Origin of the sequence: Massilia putida, from assembly GCF_001941825.1 — a bacterium.
Classification (GTDB): Bacteria; Pseudomonadota; Gammaproteobacteria; order Burkholderiales; family Burkholderiaceae_D; genus Telluria; species Telluria putida.
Genome location: NZ_CP019038.1, coordinates 915,124 through 933,902 on the forward strand (window position 1 = coordinate 915,124; position 18,779 = coordinate 933,902).

The window sequence follows — 18,779 nt, forward strand, 5'->3', positions numbered from 1 at the left end:
CGTTCTCCAGTCTTAATCGTTCGTGGGCGCCAGCAGCGGCGCGGCGGTGACGGCCTGCAGGTCGGCCAGCGTGAGCCCCGGCGCCATCTCGCGCACGCGCAGGCCCTGCGGGGTGACGTCGAGCACGGCCAGGTCGGTATAGATGCGGCTCACGCACCCGATGCCCGTCAGCGGATACGTGCAGCGCTCGACGATCTTGCTGTCTCCCGTCTTGGTCTGGTGCTCCATCATGACGAACACCTGCTTGGCGCCGATCGCGAGGTCCATGGCGCCGCCGACGGCGGGAATCGAGTCCGGCGCGCCCGTGTGCCAGTTGGCCAGGTCGCCCGTGTGCGACACCTGGAAGGCGCCGAGCACGCAGATGTCCAGGTGGCCGCCGCGCATCATCGCGAACGAGTCGGCGTGGTGGAAGTACGCTCCGCCCGTCAGCAGGGTCACCGGCTGCTTGCCGGCGTTGATCAGGTCTTCGTCTTCCTCGCCGGGCGCCGGCGCGGGGCCCATGCCCAGCAGGCCGTTCTCGCTGTGCAGGAACACTTCGCGTTCACGCGGCAGGTAGTTGGCGACCTTCGTGGGCAGGCCGATGCCCAGGTTGACGTAGGCGCCCTCCGGGATGTCCTGGGCGACGCGAGCGGCCATCTGGTCGCGGGTATAACGGGTGGTACTCATGCTGCCTCCTTGACGACGCGCTGGACGAAGATCCCGGGAGTGACGATCGCTTCCGGATCGAGCTCGCCGAGCGGCACGATGTCGACGACCTGCGCGATGGTGGTCTTCGCGGCCATGGCCATGATCGGGCCGAAGTTGCGGGCCGTCTTGCGGTACACGAGATTGCCCCAGCGGTCGCCGCGCAGCGCCTTGATCAGCGCGAAGTCGGCGTGGATCGGCGTTTCGAACACATAGTTCTTGCCATCGATGACGCGCGTCTCCTTGCCCTCCGCCAGCAGCGTGCCATAGCCGGTCGGGGTGAAAAAGCCGCCGATGCCGGCGCCGGCCGCGCGGATGCGTTCGGCCAGATTGCCCTGCGGCGTCAATTCCAGCTCGATCTCGCCCGCGCGGTACAGCGCGTCGAAATGCCAGGAGTCGGACTGGCGCGGGAACGAGCAGACGATCTTGCGCACGCGCTTTTCCTTGATGAGGGCGGCCAGGCCCGTGTCGCCGTTGCCGGCATTGTTGTTCACGATGGTGAGTTCGCGCGCGCCGTGGGCGATCAGCGCGTCGATGAGGGCGGAGGGCATGCCCGCATTGCCGAAGCCGCCGATCATGACGGTGGCGCCATCGTGGATGTCGGCCACGGCCCGCTCCAGCGATTCACAGGTTTTGTCGATCATGGGTTTTACCTTTTGGCTCAGATGTGCGATTATCGAACAAGTGCTCGTCTACCGCACAAAAAGTGTACGCCCGCCCCGCGCCGCCCGTCAAGCGCTTCCTGGCGCCCCACCGCCATCGATTACAATTCCGACATGTCATCCAACACAGCAACCCCAGCCGGCCCGCGCAGCATTGCCGAAGAAATCGACGCCCTCGCCGATCCGGACTTCATGACGTCGCTCGCCCGCGGCCTGGCCGTGCTGCGCGCGTTCGCGGACTCGCGCAAGCCCCAGACCATCGCCCAGATCAGCCAGCAGACGGGCATCCCGCGCGCGGCCGTGCGCCGCTGCCTGCACACGCTCAGGCAGCTCGGTTACGTCGACGCGGAACTGAACAACTTCAGCCTGCGGCCGAAAGTGCTGACGCTGGGATACTCGTACCTGTCGTCGACGCCGCTGACGGCCGCCGCGCAGCCCTGCCTGAACGGCGTCAGCAAGGCGCTGGGCGAATCGAGTTCGCTGGCCGTGCTCGAAGAAGACCAGGTGCTGTACGTGGCGCGCGCGGCGACGTCGCGCGTGATGTCGGTGTCGCTGACCGCCGGCAGCCGCCTGCCCGCGTATTGCAGCTCGCTGGGCCGCGTGCTGCTGGCGCACCTGCCGCAGGACGAGCTGGACGCCTACCTGGCGCGCACGACCTTGACGCCCATGACGGAGCGCACCGTGACGGATCCGGCCCGGCTGCGCGAGATCCTGGCGCAGGTGCGCCGCGACGGTTATGCCGTCAACAACGAGGAACTGGAACTGGGATTGCGCTCGATCGCCGTGCCGGTGCGCGGCGCCTCGGGCCGCGTGCTGGCGGCGCTGAACGTGGGCGCGCACGCGGCGCGCGTGACGCCGGAGCGCATGGTGGACGAATTCCTGCCGGTCCTGCGCCAGGGCGCGCAGGAACTGGCGATGCTGCTGCCCTGACGGGGCTATCAGAAGCCGTCGACGGCGGCCGCGAAGTGGCTGACGACGGGCGCGCCGTCGAAGCAGTGCCCGACGAGACGGCGCCATTCCTGGAAATCGTCGCTCTCGCGGAAGTGGACCATGTGGTCCTCGACCGTCTCCCAGTCCACGAGCAGGCGATAGGCGCGCGGATTTTCCACGCCGCGTTGCAGGCGCATGCCCTGACAGCCGCGCGCCCGTCGGAACAGCGGGCCTGCCGCCCGCACGCCCGCTTCGAATTGTTCTTCCATGCCGGCCTTGACCAGGATTTCCGCGCTTTCCACGACCATCGTGTTTCCTTTCGTTAGAGTTCGACGTGGCCGATTATGCCACCGACAGCCCGGTGACGCCGCGCCCCGTCTCGATCGAATTGAAACTGAACGGCGCCATCGGCAGCTCGGCATTCGTCGGCAGGCCGCGTGCGACCTCCAGCATGATCCCGCGCAGCCAGATATGGCAAGGATCGTTTTCCTGGAAGCGGTGCCATTGCAGGCATTCGGCCAGCGGCGGCAGATCATACGGCAGCGGCAGCACGCGGATCGGCAGGCGGCGCGCGCACGCGAGCGCGAGGCGCGTGTGCATCGTCGCGACGAGGTCCGTGCCGACGAGCGCCGTCGCCATGCTGTAGAAATCGCTGGTGATCACGCGGATGCGGCGCTTGACGTTCTGCGCCTGCAGCAGCAGTTCTTCCATCGTCGGCGAGCGCGGACGGCCTAGCATCGGCGCGATGTGCGACAGGCGTTCGTACGTGGCGGCGTCGAGGACGTCCCCCACGTGCGTGTTGCCTTCCCAGATCACGGCGCAGTAGTGGTCTTCGAACAGCGTGCGCTGCGGATGCTCGGGATCGAGGAAGTTGCGCGGGATGATCAGAAAATCGTTCTCGCCGCGGCGCAGCTTCTCCGCCGCGTCGTCCGCGAGGGGCACCAGTTCCAACGTCATATTGGGCGCGTCGCGCAGCACGCGCGCCACCACCTGGTTCAGGAACACTTCGGTGGCGTAGTCCGACACCATGATCTTCATGCAGCGCGTCTCGCGCGCCGGGTCGAACGTCACGCGGATGCCGACCGTCGCATGCACGTGCAGGATCAGGTCGCGCACGGGGCCGACCAGCTGCTTGCCGAGGACCGTCAGCTCCATGTTGCGGCCGACCGCAGCGAGCAGGTCGTCCTCGAAGAATTCGCGCAGGCGCGCCAGCATGCCGCTCATGGCGGACTGGCTGACGTTCACGCGCGCCGCCGCGCGGGTGATGTTCTGTTCCTCCAGCAGCGCGTCGAGCGCCAGCAGCAGGTTCAGGTCCAGGCGGTTGAATCGCATCGGTTGTCTCCTTGTTATCGTGTGGCCCGGGCAGCCGTTTTATCCTTCACTGTATGGAGTTTTCATGCGACTGTCATCCAAAAAAAGCGCTGGCTACGCTCGCGGTGCGCGCACGAAGGCCAGCAGAGGACCGGCCAGCGCGTCGTCGCCGCTGTTGATCGCATATACCTGGCTCAGATGATTGTGATTCGCGATCACGCCAATGCGCGGCGCGAAACCGTGGCGCGTGACGAGCCGCGCGAACAATTCGCCGGCCTGCGCCTGCATCTGCACCGGGTCCAGTTCCGCATACGTGAGCGCGAGCGGGAACGGCGCGGCGTCGATCAGCGCCACCGTCGACATCGTGCGATAGCGTTCGAAGTCGGTGCCGAAATAGGCCTCGTTGCGCGGATCCGGCGTCGCGATCCCAAGCTGCGCGCGCGCCAGCAATTCCAGTTCCGCGTTGTACACACCCGACGCGAGGAAGGCGCCTGCGATCTTCAGCCCTTCGGCCGGATGGAAGCGCTTGATCAGCGTGGCGGCCGCGACATGGGCCGCGCCGGCCGATTCACCCGCGAGCACGATGTGATCCGGATCGCCGCCATGCGCCGCCACGTTGGCGCGCGCCCACGCCAGCACGCTAGCCACGTCTTGCGCGCCCGCGGGCCAGCGATGGCGCGGTCCGAGCCGGTAATTCGGCAGCACGGCGAGCACGCCGTGGCGCGAAAAATAATGGCCGACGGCTTCCCGGTCCGATTTGTCGCCGCGGATGAAGCCGCCGCCGTGCAGGAACACGACGACGGGCGTCCTGCCCGCCGCGTCGACGGGCGGGTACACGTCCAGGCGATGCCGTTCATCGGCGCCGTAGGCGATGTCGCGCAGCGGTTCGCGGCCGCGCGGCATGTCGGCCAGCAGCGGCGCGTACAGCGCCTTGGCGGCCGGCGGGTCGATCACGGGGCCGGCCGCGCGGACGGCGCGCAGGATCTCCGCATGCTTGTCAGTCAGCGTCATCGCTTCTCCTTACAGCGCGGCCAGCGCCGGGTCCTTGTGGAAGCGCCCGTCCTTCATGATGGCGCGCAGGCGCTTGCGGTCCTGCAGCACCGTCACGTCGAGCGTCGGGTCCCCGTCGACGAGCAGGAGGTCGGCAAGGAAGCCTTGCTTCACCTGTCCCAGTTCGTCGCCCATGCCCATCAGTTCCCCGCCCTGCAAGGTCGCGGCGGACAGCGCCTCCTCGGGCGTGAAGCCCAGCAGATCGACGAACAGTTCGAGGTCGCGCGCGTTGCGGCCGTTCGGATTGAACGGAAAGCCGTAGTCGCCGCCCGGCAGCACGCGCAGGCCGCGCCGGCGCAATTCCGGCACGAGCTTCTTCTGCAGGTCCAGCACCTCTGCCGCGCTCTTCTTCATGTGGCTCATGTCGAAGTGCGGCGGCGGCGCCGCGTCCAGCGTGGCCTGGATGATGCCGATGGCCGGCGCGATGAAGATCTCGTCGCGCTTCGCTTCCAGCAGGTCCAGCGCTTCCTCGTCCGCGTACGTGCAGTGGTACAGCACGCGGAAGCCCGCGCGCAAGCCCATCTTGACGGCGCTTGAGGCCTGCGCGTGGCACGCGAGCCAGACGCCCGATTCGCGTGCCTGTTCGCCGGCGGCGTCGGCCTCTTCCTGCGTGTACATCAACTGTTGCGACGCGCCCGGCATCAGCGCATCCTCGCCCGACAGCAGGAACTTGACCGACTTGGCGCCGATCGCCGCGCACTCTTTCACGAACGCGCGCACGGCAGCGGGACCGCGGCCATGCTCGGCCACCTTGCCCGGATCGAGTTCCTCGATGCTCACCGGCTCGCGCTCGATCGACGACGCGACCAGGCGCGGCCCCGGCATGCCGCCGCTCGTGATGAAGGTGTTCAGCACCGTCTCTACGGATTTGCTCAGCGCGCCGGCCGAATACGCGCTCGTGAAGCCGTGGTCGAGCAGGATGCGCGCGTTGCGGGCCGTCGTCAGCACGAGGTCTTCCGGCGGCAGCGCCATGCCGGGCACGAAGCGTTCGACGGAACTGGGCCACGACAGATGCGCATGGGCTTCGACGAGGCCCGGCATCAACGTGCCGCCCTGGCCGTCGATGACGCGGTCGCCCGCCAGCGCCGCGATGCCGCGCGCACCGATCGCCACCTCGGCGATGCGGTTGCCCTCCACGCGCACCGCGCCGGTCCCCTGGCGCATCTGGCTGCCGTCGAAGATCCTTACGTTTTCAAAAATGATACCGCCCACGTTGTGTCTCCCTGTTGTTCGTTCAGATAGGGTCAGCTTATCGGCTGAAATGGTCCGACCAAAGCCTATTTTGGCGATACCTGCTATCGCCGCTTCATGCCGCGCTGCCGTTCCCCTGCGCGATCTTCCCGAGCACGCGCGCGCTCGGCTTGACGGTACGCTTCATCGTCGCGCGGTCGACCGCGATCAGGCCGTAGTGCGGGCCGAATCCGAAGATCCACTCGAAGTTGTCGAGCAGCGACCAGTGGATATAGCTCTTCACGGGGATGCCGTCCTTCAGGCAGTTGGCGACGCCGTCCACGGCCGTGCGGATGTACGCGATGCGCTGGGTATCGTCGTCAGTCGATATACCGTTTTCCGTCACGTACACCGGCAGCTTCACGCGATGCGCGGTGTAGCGGATCGTCGCCTCCAGCGCCTGCGGGTAGTACTCCATGTGCGCCGACGTGAACCTGGCGTCCTTCGGCGGGGGACGCACGCCGTCCGGCCCGATCAATTCGCGCGTATAGGTCTGCACGCCGATGAAATCGCCGTGTTCGGAAATCGCCCGGAACCACGGCTCGTACGCGATGGCGCGCTTGCGCGCGACCATCGCCTCGCCGCCGTCGACGGCCTGGTCGTCCGCGATCGCGATCGAAAAGCCGACCGGCAATTGCGGGCGCACGGCCTTGATGGCCTGGAAGCCGGCGGCATGTGCCCGCAGCAGGCCCGCTTCGATCTTCGCGAAGTCGCCGAAGATCCACGACGACCATCTGCCGGTACCGGCCAGCCGGCCCGCCTTCGCGAGCATCTCTTTCATGCGCGGGTTGTCGGCCATGCCGGACAGCGGTCCCGGAATGCCGAACAACAGGCGCGGCAGGTTCGGTTCGTTGAACGTCGTCGCCACATCGATCAAGTCGCCCAGGTGACGCGCCACCTTGTCGCAGTAGCGCGCGTACAGCTGCGCCAAATCGTCCGATTCCCAGCCGCCGCGTGCCGCGAACCAGGCCGGCGTGACGAAGTGGTTGAAGCTGACCATCGCCTTGACCCGATGCTTGCGGCAGGACAGCAGCACGTCGCGGTAATGCTCCAGCGCGGCCACCGAGAACATGCCCTCCACGGGTTCCACGCGCGCCCACTCGATCGAGAAGCGGAAGGTGTTGAGGCCCAGCGATGCGAGCGTCGCGATGTCCTGGTCGTACAGGCGGTAGTGGTCGACGGCCGATCCGGACGGCTCCTTGAATTCCGTCGGCTGGATGTTTTCCAGCAGCCAGGCGTCGCTCGCGACATTGTCGCCTTCGGCCTGATGGCCCGCGATCGCGGCGCCCCACAGGAAGCCTTGCGGGAACGGACCGCGCGCGGCGGCGGCACGCGCGGCGCCCGCCGGCAGCAGTGCGGCGCCGGCCAGCGCCGTGCCCAATCCCAGCAAGGTGCGGCGGCGGGCATCGTGTTCTTGGTGATCCATGGTGTCTCCTTAGTGATGTTGTTATGTTGATGACAGCGTATAGGCTAAACGCGCGGCGAGGCCGTACAGCGCAGGACCATCGTCGGCCTCGCCGTAGACGTCGTGGCCGGGACGGACGACGGCCGCGCGGGATCGCGTGGGCGTGCACCTCGAGACCGCAAGCGCGGCCGGGGCGGTGCATGGCGCTCATGCGGCACCAGTCCCGCCGCGCTCACGCCGGCCGTGCGGATCGCCTCGTCCTGCGCGCCCGCGCCGCCGCGAGGGCTGCCTCGATGATCGCGTTGGCCTGCCCCAGGGTGAGGTTGATGGGTTCGTACATGGTGACCTCCTTCATTGACGGGTGGGCGCGGCCGCCGGCGCCTGCGCGGTAGCACGGCGCGCCACGAAGGCGAAGCACAGCGTGGCGGCGGTGCCGACGACCACGGCCAGCAGCGCCTGACCGCCGAAGCCCGCGCGCATCGCGACCGAGCCGGCCAGCGCGGAACCGATCGCGGAGCCGGTCATCATCATCGCCGGCGTCGACGCCAGCGCGCGGCCGCTCGGGTCCAGCCGGGCGATCAGGCCGAACAGAAATGTGTGCGTAAAAATCAGCACGGCGGGATACACGGCGCCGGCGAGCGCATACGGCAGGAAGTCGGCGGACAGCGTGACGGTCAACGCCAGCGCCGCCTGCACAGGCGCCGCGACGAGCGCCACCCGCACGGGATTCAGGCGCTGCTGCAGGAGGCCCGCGACGGCGGCGGGCAGCAGGTTGACGAGGCCGCACACGACGAGCAGGCCGTTGACCCGGTCCTGGCCGAAGCCGCGCAGCACGCCGATGCGGTCCAGCATGCTGAACGTGAGCGCCTGGTTCAGCGCCATGCACGCCACGCCCAGGATCGCGCACCATGCCGCACGCGGCAGCGGGGCCGCCGCGGCCCGCTCACGACCGCCGGTCGCTACCCGCGGGAAACCGACGGTGCAGGCCAGCGCCGCCGCGCCCATCAGGCCGGCGAACACGAGGAACAGAAACGAGCCGCCATACGCGGCCACGACGGGCGGCACGGCACCATAGAAGATCACCGCGCCGATACCCAGCGACGTCCCGGCCATGGCGAACAGGCGGTGCGGGTTGGCGCTGCGACCGATCGTACCGTGCGTGACCGACAATGCGGTGCCCGTCGCGATGCCGGCCACGAGGTGCAGCGGCACGAGCGCGCCGAAGCCGGACACGTGCGACGCGGCCAGGAACGCCAGCGCCGCGATGCCATAGCCCCCGAAGGCGCAGGCGGCGCGTGGCAGCCTGTTATACAGCGGCGCCGCCGCGAGGCTCGCGGCAACCGCTCCCGACAGGAATGCGGTGACGATCATGCCGGCGTGCTCCAGGTCGTAGCCGTAGTGCTGGGCCAGCGTGCCGACCCAGACGGGCAGCGCGACCAGGTCGACCATACCGGCGACATGGCAAAGCATGAGCGTGGCGCGGCCGCGCCCCGTCTCCGGGGTGATGTGCATGGATGTCTCCTTCGTGTTTTTTGAAAACGATAGCAGCGCGTCCCGCAATCGCTAAGGCCAGAGTTTCGATAGGACGTATCAGCGATTCCGATCGATCAGCCGGTTGATCATGACCCGCGAACGTCGATAGCAGGTATCACGGAATACGGCTTTGGAATGGATGAGGTGCGTACCTATACTCGACTCGCATCGAGACAACAGGCCGGCACCGACCGGCCCGACCATGCCGGTCCGGTGACCGGCAAACATCAGGAGACAATATGCAAGCACCCCGTACCCCGTCGACGCTCGGTTCGCTGACCGTCCTGTCCATGAGCCTCGCCGCGATCTGGAACCCCGCCCTCGCCCAGAGCGCCGACAGCGGCGCCGGCCTCGATGCGACCGCGAAGATCGAAAAGGGCATCGAGACCGTCGTCGTCACCGCGCAAAAGCGCAGCCAGAGCATCAAGGAAGTCCCCGTCGCCATCACGGTCGTCAACGCCGCGCAGCTGGAACGCGCCGGCGTCAAGGACATCGGCGACCTCGCCAAGACGGCGGCGTCGCTCGAATTCGGCGACCAGTCGACCGGCGGCGCCGGCGGCAGCGCATCGATCCGCGGCATCGGCACGGCGGTGTTCACGCAATCGGCGGAAAGCTCGGTCGGCGTGGTCGTCGACGGCGTGCCGCAGGGTGCGACCGCAAGCGGCTTGATGTTCGACCTCGCCCGCGTCGAAGTGCTGCGCGGGCCGCAGGGCACGCTGTTCGGCAAGAACGCCTCGGCAGGCGTTCTGAATATGGCGACGCAGGAACCGATCATCGGCGACCGTGGCGGCAATGTGCAGGTCGAATTCAAGGGCGACCATGGCGAAGCCGTGCGCGCCACCGGCAACGTCCCGCTGAACGACATGTCGGCACTGCGCATCGCCGCCGTGGCCGAGCGCAACAAGGGCGTCTATCACAACGTCCTGACCGACAAGGACAGTGTGACGAACAACGGCGGCGCGCGCCTGCGCTACCTGCTCAAGCCGAACCGCGACGTCAGCGTCAACCTGATCGCGGACGCGTCGAACCAGCGCAACGAGAACGCCGTGTTCTTCGCGCCATCGGTGGCGTATGCGACCAACGCCGCCGGCAACCATCATCCGGCGGCGGAATTCGCATCGTGCGGCGTCACGGTCTCGAAGACCAACAACCAGGTGTGCTCGGATGGTCCGGAAATCCAGCATTCGAAGGTGCGCGGCCTGTCCGGCCAGGTCGACTGGACGCTCGGCAGCGGCGACACGCTGACGTCGATCACCGCCTACCGCACGCGCAAGCAGGGCCCGGACAGCGTCAACATCGGCATGTCGAACACGTACGACAAGGTCTACAACTTCAATCCGCACCAGGACGCGCGCCAGTTCTCGCAGGAGCTGCGGATCGCCTCGCCGGGCAAGCAAGCGCTCGACTACGTCGGCGGCCTGTTCTACGCCGACTCGCACAACGACAAGGATTCCACCACGACGATCCTGCCGAGCACCTTCCTGCCTTCGCCGCCCGTGCCGCGCTCGATCGCGACCGACGCGATCCAGCACGCCCGGCTCACCACGAAGGCGCTGTTCGGTCAGGCGACGTACCACGTGACCGACGCCACCGGCATCATCGCCGGCCTGCGCTACACCCGCGACACCGTCACGGCCGACGAGTCGCAATCCAGCGTCGTCGCGTTCGACGGCTTCGCCTTGCCGGCCTCCGTCAAGGCGGCCAGCGGCAGCGCGAACCAGTCCAACGTCTCGGGCAAGATCGGCCTGCAGCACACGGTCTCGAAGAACGTCAACGTCTACGCCACGCTCAGCCGCGGCTACAAGGGCCCGCAGATCGACAACGATACGCCGATCAATGCCGCCTCCGCAGCCGGCAACTTCGCCGGCAACATCGTCAAGCCCGAGCTGCCGACCAGCGTGGAAATCGGTTCCAAGATGTCGTTCCTGAACCGCCGCCTGGACGTCGACGTGGCCGCGTTCCACACGAAGATCAAGGATTTCCAGGAGCAGAACTGTACGCTGACGGCCGTCGGCGCACTCTCCTGCATTCCGCTGAACGTGCCGAACGTGACGAGCAAGGGCATCGAGGCCGACGTGCGCGCCCGCCCGCTGCCGGAACTGCAGCTGGGGCTGTCCGTCGCGATGATCCTCGACACCGCCTACCCGGCCGGCTTCACGTTCGACAACGCCAACGTCGGCGGCCAGCGCCTGCTGTACTCGCCCCGCAACAAGGCCACGCTGAACGGCGACTACAGCTGGTCGCTGCCGGGCGACTATGAACTGAAACTGGGTGGCGACATCGTCTACAAGAGCCGCGTCCGGTTCTGCAACACGTTCGATACGGAATGCGGCTACGGCGGCCATTCCGTCGCCTCGCTGCGTCTTGCGCTGCGTTCGCCGGACGACAAATGGGGCGTGGAGCTGTACGACCGCAACCTGGGCGACAAGCGCGTGCCGAACGCCATCATCTATCCGCTGCCCGGCAAGGGCGCCGGTTCGGGCTTCGCGTACAGCCTGGGCGAGAATTCGTTCCGTCGCATCGGCGTGACGCTGGACTACCGCTTCTGACCATGGCAGCGCACATCCACGCGATGCGCCGCATCGCCCTGGCCGCCGCCCTCGCCTGCCTGTCCGCACCCGCCTGGGCGGGCGATCCGATCGCGTCCGGCTTCGCGCAGCCCCCGCAAAGCGCCCGTCCCCGCGTCTGGTGGCATTGGCTGAACGGGAACATCACGAAGGAAGGCATCGACAAGGACATCGCCTGGATGGCCCGCTCGGGCCTCGGCGGCCTGCAGAACTTCGACGCCGAGATGATGACGCCGCAGCTGGTGCCCAAGCGGCTGCCGTACATGAGTCCCGGCTGGGCCGACGCGTTCCGCTTCGCCGCACAGCAGGCGGAACGGAACGGCCTGGAATTCGGCATCGCGGCGTCGCCCGGCTGGAGCGAGACGGGCGGGCCGTGGGTGCGGCCGGAGGACGGCATGAAGAAAGTCGTGTGGAGCGAGACGACCGTCGAGGGCGGCCAGGCGGTGACGCTGCCCGCCGTCCCGCGCACGACCGGGCCGTTCCAGGACCTGTTCGTCCAGCCCGATATCATGGGCCAGCGTCCGGGCCGGGACAAGCTCGCGCGCACTGGTGGCGAGATCGCCGTCTACGCGTATCCCGCCACGCGCGCCGCGCTGCCGGCGCCGGCGGTCCATGCGGGCGCGCAATCGCTCGATGCGTACAGGCTGGCAACGCTCGGTGAAGACGCGGTCGCCGACCTCGCCGCGCCGGCGGCCGACCGCCCCGTCGTCATCACGCTGGATTACCCGACACCGCAGACCATCCGCTCCGCCACGATCTTCGCGCCCGGCGCGGCCTCGATGTTCGACGGCGCCGGTTATGCGGCTGCCCTGGAAGCGAGCGACGACGCCACGATGTGGCGCAAGGTGGTCGACCTGCCGCTGGCCCTTGTGCCCGCGAGCGCCGGTTTCGCGCCCGTGACGGCCGCACACTTCCGCGTCGTCGTCAGCGCGCGGCCGGCCGCGCCGAATCCGCAGTTCATGCCCGTGCCGGGCGCCGACACGGGCGCGTTCGGGTCCATCGGGCAGGCCAAGGAACTGCGCCTGGCGACACTGCTCCTGTCGGCCGAACCGAAGGTCAACCAGTTCGAGACCAAGGCCGGCTTCGCGACGGCCGACGATTACTACGCGCTGGACGCCGGGCTCGATCCGCGCGAACCCGGCGTCGACCCGGACGCCATCGTCGACCTGACGGACAAGCTGCGCGTGGACGGCACGCTCGCGTGGACACCGCCCGCCGGCACGTGGAAAATCGTCCGCCTCGGCTGGTCGCTGACCGGCACGGAAAACCATCCGGCCACGCCGGAAGCGACGGGCCTGGAGGTCGACAAATACGATGGCAAGGCCGTCCGCACCTACCTGGAAACCTATCTGGCGAAGTACGAGCAGGCGGCCGGCCGTGACCTGATCGGCGCGCATGGCGTACGTGCCCTCGTCACGGACAGCATCGAAGTGGGATCGTCCAACTGGACGCCGCGCCTGCTCGAACAGTTCCAGCGGCTGCGCGGCTACGACGCGCGTCCATGGCTGCCTGCACTGACGGGCGTGGTCATCGGCAATCGCGCCCGCACGGACGCCTTCCTGTACGACTACCGCCGCACCCTCGCCGACCTGTTGGCGAGCGAGCACTATGGCACGGTGGCGACGGTGGCGCGCGAGCATGGCCTGAAGGTGTACGGCGAGGCGCTGGAAAGCGCCCGCGTCACGCTCGGCGACGACATGGCGATGCGCAGCCACGCGAACGTGCCGATGGCGGCGATGTGGACGTACCGCCCCGAATTCGGGCCGAACCCGATGGCCATCGCGGACATGCGCGGCGCCGCCTCCGTCGCGCATGTGTACGGTCAAAATCTCGTCGCAGCCGAATCCTTGACGAGCGCCATGGCCCCGTGGGCATTCGCGCCCGCCGACCTGCGGCCCATGATCGACATGGAATTCGCCAGCGGCGTGAACCTGCCCGTCATCCACACGTCGGTGCACCAGCCGCTGGACGACGACAAGAAGCCCGGGCTGTCGCTGGCGATCTTCGGCCAGTACTTCAACCGCAACGAGACGTGGGCCGGCATGGCGCGGCCGTGGGTCGATTACATGGCGCGGAGCGCTTATCTGCTGCAGCAGGGTCGCTTCTATGCCGACGTCGCGTATTTCTACGGCGAGGAGGCGCCCCTCGTCGCCCTGTACAAGCACGGCCAGCCGGCGGACGCGCCGCGCCGCTACGCCTACGACTTCGTCAACGCGGACGCCGTGCTGCACCGGCTGTCCGTCAAGGATGGGGACCTGGTGGCGGCCGGCGGCGCGCGCTATCGCGTGCTGTACCTCGGCGGATCGAGCAGCCGCATGACGCTGGCCACGCTGCGCCGCGTGCGCGCGCTGGCTGCCGACGGCGCGACGATCGTCGGACCGGCACCCGTCGCCGCACCCGGCCTGGCCGACGACCCGGCCGCGTTCGCGGCACTCGTCAGGACGATGTGGAGCGGCGCGCCCGTCACCCGTATCGGCAAGGGCCGCGTCATCGCCGGCCGCGACGTGGAAGCGGCGCTGTCCCGGGTCGGCCAGGCGCCGGACTTCAGCCATGCGGCGGCCGGCGACGCGCCGCTGCCGTTCGTGCATCGGCGGCTGGCTGACGGCGACCTGTACTTCGTCGCCAACCGCTCCGCGCAGCCAATGCACACGGAAGCCCGCTTCAACGTGCGCGGCAAGGCGGCCGAGTTCTGGCACGCGGACACGGGACGCGCCGAGCCGGCCAGCTACCGCACGGACCAGGACGGGACGGTGGTGCCGCTGGCGCTGGGCGCGAACGAATCCGTGTTCGTCGTGTTCCGCCGGCCGGCCACCGCACGCGCCGTGACGGTCACGCCTACGACCTGGTCGCCCGTCGCCACGCTGGCGGGGAACTGGACGATCCGGTTCGACGGCCTCGGCGCGCCCGGTGCCATCGCGCACGGCGCGCCGGGGTCCCTGGCCGCGAGCGGCGACCCGCAGGTCCGGTATTTTTCGGGGATCTCCGTGTACCGGACGACGTTCACGCTGCCGTCCGGCGTCAAGCCCGGCGCGCCGCTCAAGCTGGATCTCGGCCAGGTCGGCGACGTGGCCGACGTCATCGTCAACGGCAAGCCGGCCGGTATCGCGTGGAAGCCGCCGTATGCCGTCGACGTGGACGCCCTCGTCGTCGCCGGCACGAACACGGTGGAGGTCAGGGTCGCCAACCTGTGGGTGAACCGCCTGATCGGCGACGCGCAACCGGGCGCCGCCAAGGTCGCGTTCACGGCCGCGCCCACGTACAAGGCGGACGCGCCGCTGCGGCCGTCCGGCCTGATCGGCCCCGTCACGCTCGAGGTGCCCCGGTGAGGCGGCGCCACCTGCTGGGCTGTCTCGCGGCGCTGCCCCTGGCGCATGCGCCGGGCCGCCCTGCCGGCATCGTCCAGCGCCCGCTGGCCCGCGTGATCGTTGACAACGATTTCGCGGGCGATCCGGACGGCCTCGTCGCGCTGGCGCACCAATTGCTGGCACCGACGACGCGCACCGTGCTCGTCACGACGTCCCCGCTCGACGCGAAGCTGGCGGCGCTGGCCGGCTTGGACGCCGGCCGCACGGCGGCTGCCGGCGCGCGCCTTGCCGGCGAATTGCTGCGCTTCGTGCGGCCGGCCGCACGGCCGCCCATCGTCGCGGGCGACGACGCGGGCGCGGCGCGGGCGATTGTCGCGGAAGCCCTGCGCGACGACCCGCTACCCCTCGTCCTGACGTGCGGCGGGCCCTTGACGAACGTCGCCGCCGCGCTGCGCCTGCGGCCCGACATCGCGACGCGCATGCGGCTCGTGTGGATCGGCGGGTCGGCGGCCGACGATGCGGGTACCGAGTACAACCTCATGACCGACCTCGCGGCGGCCCGCTACGTGTTCGAGGACACGCGCATCCCCATCCTGCAGATTCCAGTCGAAGAATACCGGCGCTTCCAGGTCTCCGTCGCGGAGCTGGACGCCGGCTTCCGAGCCGCGTCGCCGCTCGCGCGCTGGCTCTACGACCGGTACCGCCACCTGCCGCCGTTCGTGCAGCCGGGCGGCACGCTGACGTTCGGCGACAGCCCCCTCGTCACCGCAACGGCATTCGACCCGGCGGCGACGCCCTTCACGGTGCGCCGCGTCAAGGAGCGCGAGGTCCGCATGGCGCATTCGCTCGATCCGCGCCTGAACTACGCGGACCTCGTCGCGCTGCTGCGCCTGGATCAGAAGGCGCCGACGTAGTTCTCCGCCAGCGCGGTCGCCAGCGCGCGCGAGTTCGCGACGTTCTCGAGTTCCGCGCGCTGCACCTCGCGCTGGAACGGCGACGCGTCGGCGAACGTGTGGAGCATGCTCGTCATCCACCACGAGAAGTACTCGGCGCGCCAGATGCGTTTCAGCGCGTCGTCCGTATAGCGGTCCAGGCGCGCCGTCTCGCCCCGGCGGTAGAAGGCGTCCAGGCCCGCCGCCAGCAGGCGCACGTCGGACACGGCCAGGTTCATGCCCTTCGCACCCGTCGGGGGCACGATGTGGGCGGCGTCGCCCGCGAGGAAGAGGCGGCCCGACTGCATCGGCGTCGAGACGAAGCTGCGCATCGCGACGATGTTCTTCTGGAAGATCTTCCCTTCCGTGACCCGCCAGCCGTCGCGATTCTCCAGCCGCGCGTGCAGCTCGGCCCAGATGCGGTCGTCCGACCAGTTGTCGACACTGTCCTTCGGGTCGCACTGGAAGTACATGCGCTGCACGGTCGGGGAGCGCGTGCTGACGAGGGCGAAGCCGCGGTCGTGGCGCGCATAGATCAGTTCCGGCGCCGACGGCGGCGCTTCCACGAGAATGCCGAACCACCCGAACGGATACACACGCTGGTAATCGTTGCGGCCCTGCTGCGGCAGCGCGGGACGCGTGACGCCATGGAAGCCGTCGCAGCCCGCGACGAAGTCGGCGTCGATGCGCTGCGCCTCGGCGTCCTGCGTGAACGTGACATAAGGTCGATCGGTCTCGACGCCGTGCACGGCGACGTCGCGCACGCCGAACAGCATCTGCGCGCCGGCCGCGTCGCGCGCCGCGACGAGGTCCTTGATGACTTCATGCTGGGCATACACGGTGATCGACTTGCCCGTCAGTTCGGTCAGGTCGATGCGGTGGCGGCGGCCGTCGAACGCGAGCTCGAAGCCGTGGTGCAGCGCGCCCTCGGCACGCATGCGGGCGCCGACGCCCGTCTCGTTGAGGATGTCCATCGTGCCCTGCTCCAGCACGCCGGCACGGATCGTCGATTCGATCTCGTCGCGACTGCGGGTCTCGAGCACGATCGACTCGATGCCCTGCCGGTGCAACAGATGGGACAGCAACAGTCCGGCCGGGCCGGCGCCGATGATGGCGACCTGGGTACGCATATTCGTCTCCTTGAAAAATAGTTGTCGACATCCATGCTAGTGGCGGCGTGCCGTGATTAGAATGGATGAAATTATCGATTTCTTGTACTTTTTTGACATGGCCTTGTTTCCCCGCTTCGCCCTGTACGGCGAGCAGACGCCGGCGGAAGCCGTACACATCGAACTGATCGAGACGCGCAGCCGCCTGCACGACTGGCACATCGGGCGCCACACGCATCCGGGCCTGTTCCAGGTACTTTTTCTACTCAAGGGCAGCGTGCGCGCGGCGATCGAGGAAGCCGTATGGGAACGCAAGGGCCCGGTCGCGATCACCGTGCACCCGTCCGTCGTGCATGGCTTCGACTTCGCGGAAGGGGCGCAGGGTTATGTGCTGACGGTGGACCAGAACGTGCTCTTCGCCACGCCCGACCACCACGACGAACTGTTCTCGCCGCTGTTCGTCGAACCGCTGTCGCTCGCGCTGGCGCGCCAGCCGCGCGCGCGCATCGAGGCGCTGCTGAAGAATATGGTCGAGGAGGCGGCGTGGCCGCAGCAGGGCAATGCGCTGATGCTGGAATGGCTCGCGCGCAGCGTATTGTTGCTGCTGGCGCGCACGTATGCCGAACAGAGTGTGGCCAGCCAGTCGGGCCACGGCGAATTCCGCCTGTTCGCGGCGTTCCGCGCGGCCGTCGAGCAGCACTACAAGGACGCGGCGCCGGTCGCGCACTATGCCGACCTGCTGCGCGTCACGCCCGTGCGGCTGAACCGCCTGTGCCTGAAGCTGGCGGGCAAGTCCGCGTTCGACATCGTGCAGGACCGCCTGATGCTGGAAGCCTGCCGCAAGCTGACCTACGCCCCGTCGAGCGTGGCCAGCATTGCCTACGAATTGGGCTTCCAGGACCCGGCGTACTTCAGCCGCGCGTTCAAGCGCCACGCGGGGATGACGCCGAAGGCATACCGCGAACGCCGTCAGAAGTGATGGCGCAGGCCGGCCATGAAGCCGTTCTGCGTCTTGCCCGTGCCGACGCTGCCGCTGGCGTCGAGCGGCACGGCCGAGGTGCCGTCGTTCGCCATGCGGCCGACGCCCGTGTACACGTACGTCCGCTTCGACAACGCGTACGTCAGCCGGGCGACGAGCATCGTCGCGTCCGCCTCCGCATGGCGGATCACGCGCTTCGCCCACTGCCCGTCGACGACGAACGCGCCGAACGGGTAGCTGGCACCAAGGTAATACAAGTCGGATTCCGTGCGGCCCGCGGCGGCCTTCGTGTCGCGGTCGATGACGCCGGCGCCGATCTTCGTCGCGCCCAGCATCGCGTAGCCGTTGAGGGTCATGCGCGTATCCGTGTTGCCGCTACCCGTCAGGCCGCCCGCCGCGCCGGTATTGCCGTGCATGCGGTCGTACGATGTATTCACGCCCCAGGCCTTCGTCTCGTAGCCGACAAGACCGGTGTACTGACGGCAGGCCTGCGCATTGCCGGGCACCTCGCCCGCGCAATTGGTGGCGGGCGGTCCGCCCGCGTTCGACGCGTCGCGTCCCAGGCTGTACGTGGCGCCGATGACGACGGGGCCGAAGTTCCCCATGTAGCCGATCGCGTTGTCGCTGCGCGCATTCGGCAGGTACGGGTCGATGCTGCCGAGCGCGAACAGGCTGGGGCCGAGGACATCGGCCTTTTGCGGCGCGATATACGTCATGTTCTGCTGGCGGCCCAGCGTCAGCGTGCCCCACGCGCCTTTCAACCCCACGTTGGCGGCGCGGCCGAACAGGCGGTTGCCCTGCCCCGTCATGCCGGTATCGAGCGACAGGCCGTTCTCCAGCACGAAGAACGCCTGCAGGCCGTTCCCGAGGTCCTCCATGCCGCGGAAGCCGATACGCGACGGTAGCTCGCCAGTGACGGAATTCATCTTCGTCACGGCGTGGCCCGCCGCGTCGACGTTCGTCAGGTAGGACAAGCTGGTGTCGACGACGCCGTAGATCTGCACGGTCGTCTGTGCGAAAGCGGCCGGCGCGGCCAGGATGCAGACAAGTACCGTCGCTGCATGGATGGGATTGCGTTTCAT

Annotated in this window: 15 protein-coding genes; 5 read left to right on the forward strand and 10 right to left on the reverse strand. The window is 68.5% G+C overall.

Annotation, left to right across the window (positions count from 1 at the left end):
• Positions 1-12 precede the first annotated feature (12 nt).
• Positions 13-666 carry a CoA transferase subunit B gene (locus BVG12_RS06375; protein ID WP_075791694.1) on the reverse strand — a complete coding sequence of 218 codons (654 nt, stop codon included), beginning with the start codon at positions 664-666 and terminating at the stop codon, positions 13-15.
• Positions 663-1,328: a 3-oxoacid CoA-transferase subunit A gene (locus BVG12_RS06380; protein WP_075791695.1), complete on the reverse strand. Its 666-nt coding sequence runs from the start codon at positions 1,326-1,328 to the stop codon at positions 663-665. Before BVG12_RS06380 ends, BVG12_RS06375 begins: the two co-directional genes overlap by 4 nt.
• Before the next feature lie 132 nt (positions 1,329-1,460).
• Between BVG12_RS06380 and BVG12_RS06385 the strand changes: the two genes are divergently transcribed.
• Positions 1,461-2,276 (forward strand): IclR family transcriptional regulator domain-containing protein, encoded by an 816-nt coding sequence (locus tag BVG12_RS06385; protein ID WP_156895561.1) that lies wholly within the window; start codon positions 1,461-1,463, stop codon positions 2,274-2,276.
• Positions 2,277-2,284: 8 nt separating this feature from the next.
• Here the strand turns inward: BVG12_RS06385 and BVG12_RS06390 are convergent, their stop codons facing one another.
• The 6 genes from BVG12_RS06390 to BVG12_RS06415 form a co-directional block, all read right to left on the reverse strand.
• A complete protein-coding gene (locus BVG12_RS06390; RefSeq protein WP_075791697.1) occupies positions 2,285-2,584 on the reverse strand; it encodes an antibiotic biosynthesis monooxygenase family protein in 300 nt (99 codons plus the stop codon).
• Between the two features lie 34 nt (positions 2,585-2,618).
• Entirely contained in the window at positions 2,619-3,608 is a 990-nt protein-coding gene (locus BVG12_RS06395) for a LysR substrate-binding domain-containing protein (RefSeq protein ID WP_075791698.1), read from the reverse strand.
• Positions 3,609-3,701: 93 nt separating this feature from the next.
• Positions 3,702-4,598: an alpha/beta hydrolase gene (locus tag BVG12_RS06400; RefSeq protein ID WP_075791699.1), complete on the reverse strand. Its 897-nt coding sequence runs from the start codon at positions 4,596-4,598 to the stop codon at positions 3,702-3,704.
• A 9-nt stretch (positions 4,599-4,607) separates the two neighbouring features.
• Positions 4,608-5,849, reverse strand: coding sequence for an amidohydrolase family protein (locus tag BVG12_RS06405; RefSeq protein ID WP_218921048.1), 1,242 nt, complete (start codon positions 5,847-5,849; stop codon positions 4,608-4,610).
• Positions 5,850-5,943: 94 nt separating this feature from the next.
• Positions 5,944-7,293 (reverse strand): glycoside hydrolase family 1 protein, encoded by a 1,350-nt coding sequence (locus BVG12_RS06410; protein WP_083684671.1) that lies wholly within the window; start codon positions 7,291-7,293, stop codon positions 5,944-5,946.
• 330 nt (positions 7,294-7,623) lie between these two features.
• Positions 7,624-8,784, reverse strand: a complete 1,161-nt coding sequence (locus BVG12_RS06415; protein WP_179966254.1) for an MFS transporter — start codon at positions 8,782-8,784, stop codon at positions 7,624-7,626.
• Between the two features lie 260 nt (positions 8,785-9,044).
• Between BVG12_RS06415 and BVG12_RS06420 the strand changes: the two genes are divergently transcribed.
• From BVG12_RS06420 to BVG12_RS06430, 3 genes are read left to right on the forward strand one after another with little or no spacing between them, the layout of a single operon-like run.
• Complete coding sequence (locus BVG12_RS06420; RefSeq protein WP_075791700.1) at positions 9,045-11,354, forward strand: TonB-dependent receptor; 2,310 nt, start codon at positions 9,045-9,047, stop codon at positions 11,352-11,354.
• A 2-nt stretch (positions 11,355-11,356) separates the two neighbouring features.
• The gene (locus BVG12_RS06425) at positions 11,357-14,698 is read left to right on the forward strand and encodes a glycosyl hydrolase (protein WP_075791701.1); all 3,342 of its coding nucleotides are present in this window, start codon (positions 11,357-11,359) and stop codon (positions 14,696-14,698) included.
• Entirely contained in the window at positions 14,695-15,591 is an 897-nt protein-coding gene (locus tag BVG12_RS06430; RefSeq protein ID WP_083684674.1) for a nucleoside hydrolase, read from the forward strand. The genes BVG12_RS06425 and BVG12_RS06430 overlap by 4 nt, the downstream gene beginning before the upstream one ends.
• Here BVG12_RS06430 and BVG12_RS06435 read toward each other — a convergent pair.
• Positions 15,573-16,739 carry a 4-hydroxybenzoate 3-monooxygenase gene (locus BVG12_RS06435; protein ID WP_075791702.1) on the reverse strand — a complete coding sequence of 389 codons (1,167 nt, stop codon included), beginning with the start codon at positions 16,737-16,739 and terminating at the stop codon, positions 15,573-15,575. The two genes, BVG12_RS06430 and BVG12_RS06435, sit on opposite strands and share 19 nt — an antisense overlap.
• A 97-nt stretch (positions 16,740-16,836) precedes the next feature.
• Here BVG12_RS06435 and BVG12_RS06440 point away from each other — a divergent pair, with 97 nt between their 5' ends.
• Positions 16,837-17,697, forward strand: a complete 861-nt coding sequence (locus BVG12_RS06440) for a helix-turn-helix domain-containing protein (RefSeq protein WP_075791703.1) — start codon at positions 16,837-16,839, stop codon at positions 17,695-17,697.
• Here BVG12_RS06440 and BVG12_RS06445 read toward each other — a convergent pair.
• Positions 17,688-18,779, reverse strand: a complete 1,092-nt coding sequence (locus BVG12_RS06445) for a porin (RefSeq protein ID WP_075791704.1) — start codon at positions 18,777-18,779, stop codon at positions 17,688-17,690. The two genes, BVG12_RS06440 and BVG12_RS06445, sit on opposite strands and share 10 nt — an antisense overlap.

Coding starts and splice junctions, on each gene's coding strand:
- BVG12_RS06400 (WP_075791699.1), bottom strand. CDS start 4,598: ATGACGCTGACTGACAAGCATGCGGAGATCCTGCGCGCCGTCCGCGCG.
- BVG12_RS06415 (WP_179966254.1), bottom strand. CDS start 8,784: ATGCACATCACCCCGGAGACGGGGCGCGGCCGCGCCACGCTCATGCTT.
- BVG12_RS06385 (WP_156895561.1), top strand. CDS start 1,461: ATGTCATCCAACACAGCAACCCCAGCCGGCCCGCGCAGCATTGCCGAA.
- BVG12_RS06380 (WP_075791695.1), bottom strand. CDS start 1,328: ATGATCGACAAAACCTGTGAATCGCTGGAGCGGGCCGTGGCCGACATC.
- BVG12_RS06435 (WP_075791702.1), bottom strand. CDS start 16,739: ATGCGTACCCAGGTCGCCATCATCGGCGCCGGCCCGGCCGGACTGTTG.
- BVG12_RS06395 (WP_075791698.1), bottom strand. CDS start 3,608: ATGCGATTCAACCGCCTGGACCTGAACCTGCTGCTGGCGCTCGACGCG.
- BVG12_RS06440 (WP_075791703.1), top strand. CDS start 16,837: ATGGCCTTGTTTCCCCGCTTCGCCCTGTACGGCGAGCAGACGCCGGCG.
- BVG12_RS06375 (WP_075791694.1), bottom strand. CDS start 666: ATGAGTACCACCCGTTATACCCGCGACCAGATGGCCGCTCGCGTCGCC.
- BVG12_RS06445 (WP_075791704.1), bottom strand. CDS start 18,779: ATGAAACGCAATCCCATCCATGCAGCGACGGTACTTGTCTGCATCCTG.
- BVG12_RS06410 (WP_083684671.1), bottom strand. CDS start 7,293: ATGGATCACCAAGAACACGATGCCCGCCGCCGCACCTTGCTGGGATTG.
- BVG12_RS06420 (WP_075791700.1), top strand. CDS start 9,045: ATGCAAGCACCCCGTACCCCGTCGACGCTCGGTTCGCTGACCGTCCTG.
- BVG12_RS06390 (WP_075791697.1), bottom strand. CDS start 2,584: ATGGTCGTGGAAAGCGCGGAAATCCTGGTCAAGGCCGGCATGGAAGAA.
- BVG12_RS06425 (WP_075791701.1), top strand. CDS start 11,357: ATGGCAGCGCACATCCACGCGATGCGCCGCATCGCCCTGGCCGCCGCC.